This window comes from Deltaproteobacteria bacterium (assembly GCA_016219225.1).
In the GTDB taxonomy this organism is placed as follows: domain Bacteria; phylum Desulfobacterota; class RBG-13-43-22; order RBG-13-43-22; family RBG-13-43-22; genus RBG-13-43-22.
Genome location: JACRBX010000017.1, coordinates 1 through 6,443 on the forward strand (window position 1 = coordinate 1; position 6,443 = coordinate 6,443).

At 50.2% G+C, this 6,443-nt stretch carries 6 protein-coding genes; 4 read left to right on the forward strand and 2 right to left on the reverse strand.

All coding sequences use genetic code 11. The features are described from left to right. Positions 1-1,059, reverse strand: a 1,059-nt coding sequence (locus tag HY879_01365) for an aldehyde ferredoxin oxidoreductase (GenBank protein ID MBI5601983.1), incomplete at its 3' end; no start/stop codon positions are given. Between the two features lie 190 nt (positions 1,060-1,249). Beyond that, a complete protein-coding gene (locus tag HY879_01370; GenBank protein MBI5601984.1) occupies positions 1,250-1,492 on the reverse strand; it encodes a MoaD/ThiS family protein in 243 nt (80 codons plus the stop codon). Positions 1,493-1,603: 111 nt separating this feature from the next. Here HY879_01370 and HY879_01375 point away from each other — a divergent pair, with 111 nt between their 5' ends. The 4 genes from HY879_01375 to HY879_01390 all read left to right on the forward strand — a co-directional run. Then, the gene (locus HY879_01375; protein MBI5601985.1) at positions 1,604-2,002 is read left to right on the forward strand and encodes a hypothetical protein; all 399 of its coding nucleotides are present in this window, start codon (positions 1,604-1,606) and stop codon (positions 2,000-2,002) included. Positions 2,003-2,099: 97 nt separating this feature from the next. Further along, positions 2,100-3,089: a tRNA 4-thiouridine(8) synthase ThiI gene (locus HY879_01380; GenBank protein MBI5601986.1), complete on the forward strand. Its 990-nt coding sequence runs from the start codon at positions 2,100-2,102 to the stop codon at positions 3,087-3,089. Positions 3,090-3,664: 575 nt separating this feature from the next. Then, positions 3,665-4,342, forward strand: coding sequence for an ABC transporter ATP-binding protein (locus HY879_01385; GenBank protein ID MBI5601987.1), 678 nt, complete (start codon positions 3,665-3,667; stop codon positions 4,340-4,342). Between the two features lie 51 nt (positions 4,343-4,393). After that, positions 4,394-6,443: ABC transporter permease (locus HY879_01390; GenBank protein ID MBI5601988.1), on the forward strand; the 2,050-nt coding region annotated here is incomplete at its 3' end.

A 6,443-nucleotide genomic window follows, 5' to 3' on the forward strand; every position in this document is an offset into this window, starting at 1 on the left:
GTCCAGACCGTAATTGTCATCCAGAAAATCCAACTGGGCAATCACGTCTAAATCATCAATGGCGCAATTCCCGCCATGGGCCCAAACCGTCTCATATTCCGGTTGTTTGGTAACATAATGGCCGTCCTTGTCATTAAAAATCCCGGAACAACGGATAACACAACCCCGATGGCAGCCGTGGGTGGCCAGCCCTCCCCGGGCCGTTTCCAATTCGGCCTGGGTTTCACCGCTGATTTTGGCCGCACCGGCAAAGCGGCCTTCCTTAAAGTTGTAGGTAGGATAGCCGCCGGCTTCATTCAGGACATTGGTCAAGACATTGGTCCCGTAAGCCGGGAGCCCCTGGCCGGTGACCGGATGTTCCTGAAGACCCTTGACCCATATTTTTGAGGCTTCTTTGAATTTCTCAGGGTCTTTGGGAGCTCGCATCGTCTTGCCGGTGTCGTCCAGGACGATCACCTTGACCCCTTTGGAACCCATTACTGCGCCGACCCCTCCGCGGCCGGCATGACGGGTAGGTCTCAGTTCCATATCCGTACAGGCAATAGAGGCGGCGGCCAGCTTCATTTCTCCGGCCGGACCAATGGAAATACAGGCGATTTGATCCCCATATTCGGCCTTCATCTTTTCGATCAGATCATAATTAGGTAGCATCTTCAGGCTGTTATCCGGTTGAATCGTAACGCCTTCCTGGTTGATAACCACCTTATAAAGAGTATCATCCTTCGGCTTTCCTTCCAGGACGATGGCTGCATAACCCAGGCGGGCCAAGACCTGAGAAGGCTGCCCTCCGGCATTGGCTTCCTTGATCCCCCCGGTTAAAGGGCTCTTGCAACCGACAGAGAGCCGGCCGGACATGGCCGCTGTGGTTCCGCTTAACAGGCCCGGGGCAATGACCAGTTTATTGTCCGAACCCAGAGGATGACAAGAGGGGGGTACTTCTTTAGATACGATGGCCGAAGTCATGGCCCGGCCCCCCATTCCGGCAAATTCGCCTACTGGTCCCTCACTCACCTTTGGGCCGCCTTCAGCCCCCATATTGATTCTTAAAATTTTCTCCATTAAGGACCTCCTTATCGGTTAAGGTTAATACTAAAGGATAATAGAAAATGAGTTATTAAAAGATCTTACACCTTTAAGTGTGCCCCCTTTATCATTCATAATAATCATAGGGGGAAATATTTCAATTTGTCAATATGTCTTATTTGGCACTGATCGTGGACAGGTTGAAAGAGAAAATGGGGGTTTTTATTTACCCACCGGCTAAAGGGGGGAAAATACCCAACCGATCTCCCTCTTTTAAAACGGTGGTTTCATCGGCATGGATCCCATTTAAAAAGATGATTTTTGGTATCTCAGAAGGAACCCTTAAGCGGTTCAAAATGGTCTTGATGGTCGTCCCTTCTTCGATTTCCAATGTATTAAAAGGGCCGCCGGTGTTTTGATCCGGCAGATATCCAGCCAGGGAAGCAAAGAGACGTAATTGAATCTTCAAGTTTTTATCCCAAATTTTGGAGTTAACCAGGACCATCATATTATAAACGATAGAAAGGGCTTGTCAAGAAAAGGGATATCGGATTAGAATAAAATATTTCAAGGGGGTGCTATGCGATTTTGGAAAAAAGGGAATGAAAAAAAGGATGACAGCCCACCGGCAGGAAATCAAAGCTTTTTGGATTTTTTGAAAGCCGCACGGGAAGAGATGGAAGGGTTAATGGCACAAGACCCGGAATGGTTTTATCACCTGCCCTATAAAGGCGCCATGTCCATAGAAGAGGCCAAAGATCTGGAGATCGAAAAAAGGGCCATCTGGCGCCGGGTGATCTATGATGCCAAAAGGACTTTTTTACCCGGCCTTCGTTGGGAGACCAGAGGCGACGCTTTGGTCTGCCCGGATTGTCAGAAGATGGAAGGTCGTATCTTTTCTTTGAAAGAATACGACGAACTCAACCAAAGGATCATGCACCTCGGCTGCCGATGTAATCTGGTGTCGGTGAGGGAGTAGTAGTTTGGAGTTTTGAGTTCGGAGTGAAGAGCTTAAGAAAGACGATACTCCGAACTCTTAACTCCGAACACATTTTTTGTTTTAAGAACAGGTATTCATGAAACGTTCCATTAGAGCTATCGGTTTACTTTCCGGGGGCTTAGACAGTATGTTAGCCGCCCGGCTTATTTTAGACCAGGGGATTAAGGTGGAAGGGGTTGCCTTTATCACTCCCTTTTTCGGGGCTGAAAAAGCCCGGAGGGCCGCGGAGCAATTAAAGATTCCTTTAACCGTTTTGGATATAACCCCGGAACATTGGGTGATGCTCAGATCGCCCCGATTCGGCTATGGTAAAGGGATGAACCCCTGTATTGATTGTCACGCCCTCATGGTCCGCAAGGCCGCGGAAAAGCTGGAAGAGATGGAAGCCGGTTTTCTCTTCACAGGAGAAGTCCTTGGTCAAAGACCCTTTTCCCAAACCAGACCATCCTTGCGGGCGGTTGAAAAGGAATCCGGGTTGCTTGACCGCATCCTTCGGCCCCTAAGCGCCCTCCTGTTAAAAGAGACCAGGCCGGAAGAGGAGGGTTTGGTCGATCGTTCCCGGCTCCTGGATATCAGTGGCCGGTCTCGAAAACGGCAGATGAAATTAGCCGAAGAATATGGACTGACTGATTATCCTGCTCCGGCCGGAGGCTGTCTGTTAACAGATCCCATTTTTTCCATCCGTTTAAAGGAATTGTTTTCCTGTCCCAGGGAACCTCAAATCCGGGAAGTGGAATTACTGAAAGCCGGTCGGCATTTTCGGTTATATTCGGAGATCAAAATCATTATCGGCCGAAACAAGATCGAAAATGAATTGATCGAAAAATGGTCTCTTCCTGAAGACGGCTGGGCCCGTGTGGCCGAATTTCCTGGTCCCCTGGCCCTGGCTCCTGGGGGAATAACCAGGCCGGAAGATTGGGAAAAACTGGCTCAACTCTGTCTGACCTATAGCGATGCCCCGGGAGACCGTGAGGTCCTGGTGCAATTGGGACAAGGGGATCGGATATGGCAGATCAAACTTCTCAGACCGGCCAAAGAGGATTTCAGGGAATGGATGATTGGATAAGAGTGGGATAAGAGTGACGAGTGGCGGGTGACGGTGACGGGAAAAAAGCTGGGATTCGTGACGGGTGGAAAGGAGATAAAATGACATTATTAATACTACAGCGACAGTTTTCCCGTCATTCCCGAATGTCTTTATCGGGAATCCAGTTTTTTCAAGAAAATGAGAAAACCAAAGTCTCTGGATTCCGGCTTAAAGCCTGCCGGAATGACGGTTAAGTGGACGCATTAGTAAAAAAATACGCTGTAGTATTAAGTGATCGGCTGGAATCCTTTGGCATTTACAAGCTCGCCTGTCAACTATTCGATGAATTTTGGAAAAGAATTGCCTTATCATCTTCGAATTGCCCGGGGTGAAGCTCGCGAGAGTAAAGGACGCTATACGCGCTGTCGGCATTTGCTCCCTGAAGACATCCTAACCAAACGGATAGCCACTCTCGATCAAATTATTGGTGGTTTAACCAAAACGATTAGGACTATCGAAGAGAAAAAATGAAAAATTCCAGCTATGCCACCAGATCTATAACCCTTCACCCGACACGGGGTCATTTTTTTCCGTCACCCGTCACAGTTTTTTATATGCCTTTAATTAAGCTGAAGGACGTTTCCAAATCCTACCCAACCGAAGCCGGGGAAGTTCGGGCCCTTCAAGGGATCGATCTGTCCGTTGAATCAGGGGAACTGGTCATCCTTTCCGGAAAAAGCGGCTGCGGAAAAACCACCTTGTTAAATATGATCGGGGCCCTGGACCAGCCGACCACCGGGGAAGTCTGGGTAGGGGATAGAAATATTTGCCTCCTGACCGAAAAGGAAAGGACCCTCCTGCGGAGAAGAGAAATTGGAACCATCTTCCAGTCCTTTAATTTAATTCCCATGTTGACCGTCGAAGAGAATATTGCCCTCCCCCGTTGGCTGGACGGGTCTTATCAAAATAAAAAGGACCCCTCTATTGAAACCCTTTTGAACCAGATGGAACTGACCCACCGAAGAAGCCATCGGCCCCATGAATTGTCCGGCGGCGAACAACAGCGGGTAGCCATCGCCAGGGCCTTGATCAATTCGCCCAAAGTCATTCTGGCCGATGAACCGACGGGAAACCTGGATTCCCAAACCGGACTTCAGGTCCTCTCGGTCCTGGCGGAATTAAATCGAAATCAGGGACAAACCATTATCATGGCCACCCATTCCCAGGAGGCCGACGGTTTGGCCAGCCGGATCATTAAACTGCGGGATGGGAAGATCCTTAGCGATCCTTAAACACTCAGACTTCTGGATTACAACTTTTTAAATAGCTTTGGTTGGTTTTTAATGACTGTCCTGCGCGTTTACCTCCTTTTAATCTCCCGCCATTATCTGAAATCCTGGCGTCAATCCCTGTTAACTATTTTAGGCCTGGCCCTTGGGGTTTCGGTTTTTGTGAGCATCCACCTCTCGGTGGGTGCCTCCCTGCGATCTTTTAAGAATACTGTCCAATCCCTTTCGGGGGAGGCCCAATGGCAACTGGTCCAGGATGGGCAGGGGATCGATGAAAACCTGTTTCCCATCATTAAAAGGCATCCGGCGATTCAGGCCGCTGCCCCGGTGATTGAGTTTCAAGCCCCCCTTGGCAAACAGCCTTCCCAGGTGATCTGGATCATGGGGGTGGATTTTTTTGCTGAAGCCGGTATCCGCCGATATTCCGAATCCCTTTCTTCTCTGACGGGAGAGCAATTCCTTTCTTTGGCATTAACCCCCCGGGCTATTGGTCTTACCCGCCCATTTGCCGACCGCTATGGGCTCAAAAAAGGGGACCCCTTCACCATCCTGGTGAACGGACGTCCCCGGACCTTGAAGCTTTCCGTCCTCTTGGAAAACGATGGGCCGGCCCAGGCCTTGGGAGGCAGTTTCGGCCTTATGGATATCGCCCAGGCCCAGGAGGTTTTTGGAAAAATCGGATATCTGGATCGTATCGACCTTCAATTCATAAAAGCAGGAGATGAAAAAAAACACCTCCAGGAACTGCAAAAAATCCTTCCCCTGGGGACTCGCCTGATCCAGCCGGCCGATCGGGAAAAGGGGACGGAACGGATGATCCGGTCCTACCAGTTAAACCTGACGGCTTTGAGTTTTATTGCCGTGCTGGTCAGTATGTATCTTATTTACAATACTTTTTCCCTTTCGGTGGCCCGCCGGAGGAAAGAGTTGGGCATCTTAAGATCTCTGGGGATGCTGCCCAGACAAATCCTTTTATTAATCCTCTGGGAGGCGGCCGGCTATGGCTTGATAGGCAGCTTGTTAGGCCTGGGAGGGGGAACCCTTCTGGCCGGCTTTCTTCTGGAGACCGTCTCCCGGACCATCACCAATTTATATGTCTTAGTCGGAGTCAGGGAACTCCCTTTTTCTTTTATTGAAATGGGTTTAATCATCCTTTTGTCCCTGTTCATATCCCTTCTTTCAGCCTATCTTCCGGCCCGACAGGCAGCGGCCCTGGAACCCAGGGAAGTCATCTATCGCAGAGCTGGATTGATCAAACCCGGTCTGGCCGGAAACAGAAAAAATCTCTATTATGGTCTATGGCTCTTGGGGCTGGCCGGATTGTTAACCGCCTTACCGGCCTGGCACAGCTGGCCGGTGGGGGGACTTTCAGCCACCCTGGCCCTGACCCTGGGTTTTTCCTTTTTGTTGCCTGATTTTGTCCGGGGGGTGATCAATCGGTATGACGCTTTAAAGACCCGTCGGGGGAAAAGGTTTGTCTCAGCCTGGTTGGGGATAAACTATGTCAACCGTTATGCAGGGCGTATGGCTATCGCCATGGCCGCCTTGATGATCGCCATTGCCATGTTGATCAGTGTCGGTCTGATGATCAGGAGTTTCCGGCAGGCCGTGGACACCTGGATCGGGCAATCCATCAGTGGCGATCTTTTTGTCGGTCCGGTGCTCCCTTCCAATCAGGGATTTAACCAGTTCCTGGAACCGGAGGTCATTCGGGAAATTGAATTTTTCAAAGAATTATCCGATATTTATTATTACCGGGGTTTGACCACGGAGTTAAAAGGACTCCCGATCCGCCTCTGGGCCGGGAATCTGGCGGTCATCCAACGCCACGGGGGATTGGCCTTTACCCAGGGAAAGGCAGAAGCCATTTTTCAAAAGGCCTTGACCGGGGAAGGAATCCTCATTTCCGAAGTCCTGGCCAATCAACTCTCCCTAAGGCCTGGAGACCGCTTGAACCTGGTAACCGCCCAAGGACCCCGTCTTTTTCAGGTTTCCGGCATATTCTACGATTACCGGACCGAAGGCGGGGCCATCTGGATGGACAGGGCCCTATTCCTTAAATATTGGCAAGATCCCCGGATCAACGGTCTTCGCCTCTATCTGA

Coding starts and splice junctions, on each gene's coding strand:
- HY879_01375 (MBI5601985.1), top strand. CDS start 1,604: ATGCGATTTTGGAAAAAAGGGAATGAAAAAAAGGATGACAGCCCACCG.
- HY879_01380 (MBI5601986.1), top strand. CDS start 2,100: ATGAAACGTTCCATTAGAGCTATCGGTTTACTTTCCGGGGGCTTAGAC.
- HY879_01385 (MBI5601987.1), top strand. CDS start 3,665: ATGCCTTTAATTAAGCTGAAGGACGTTTCCAAATCCTACCCAACCGAA.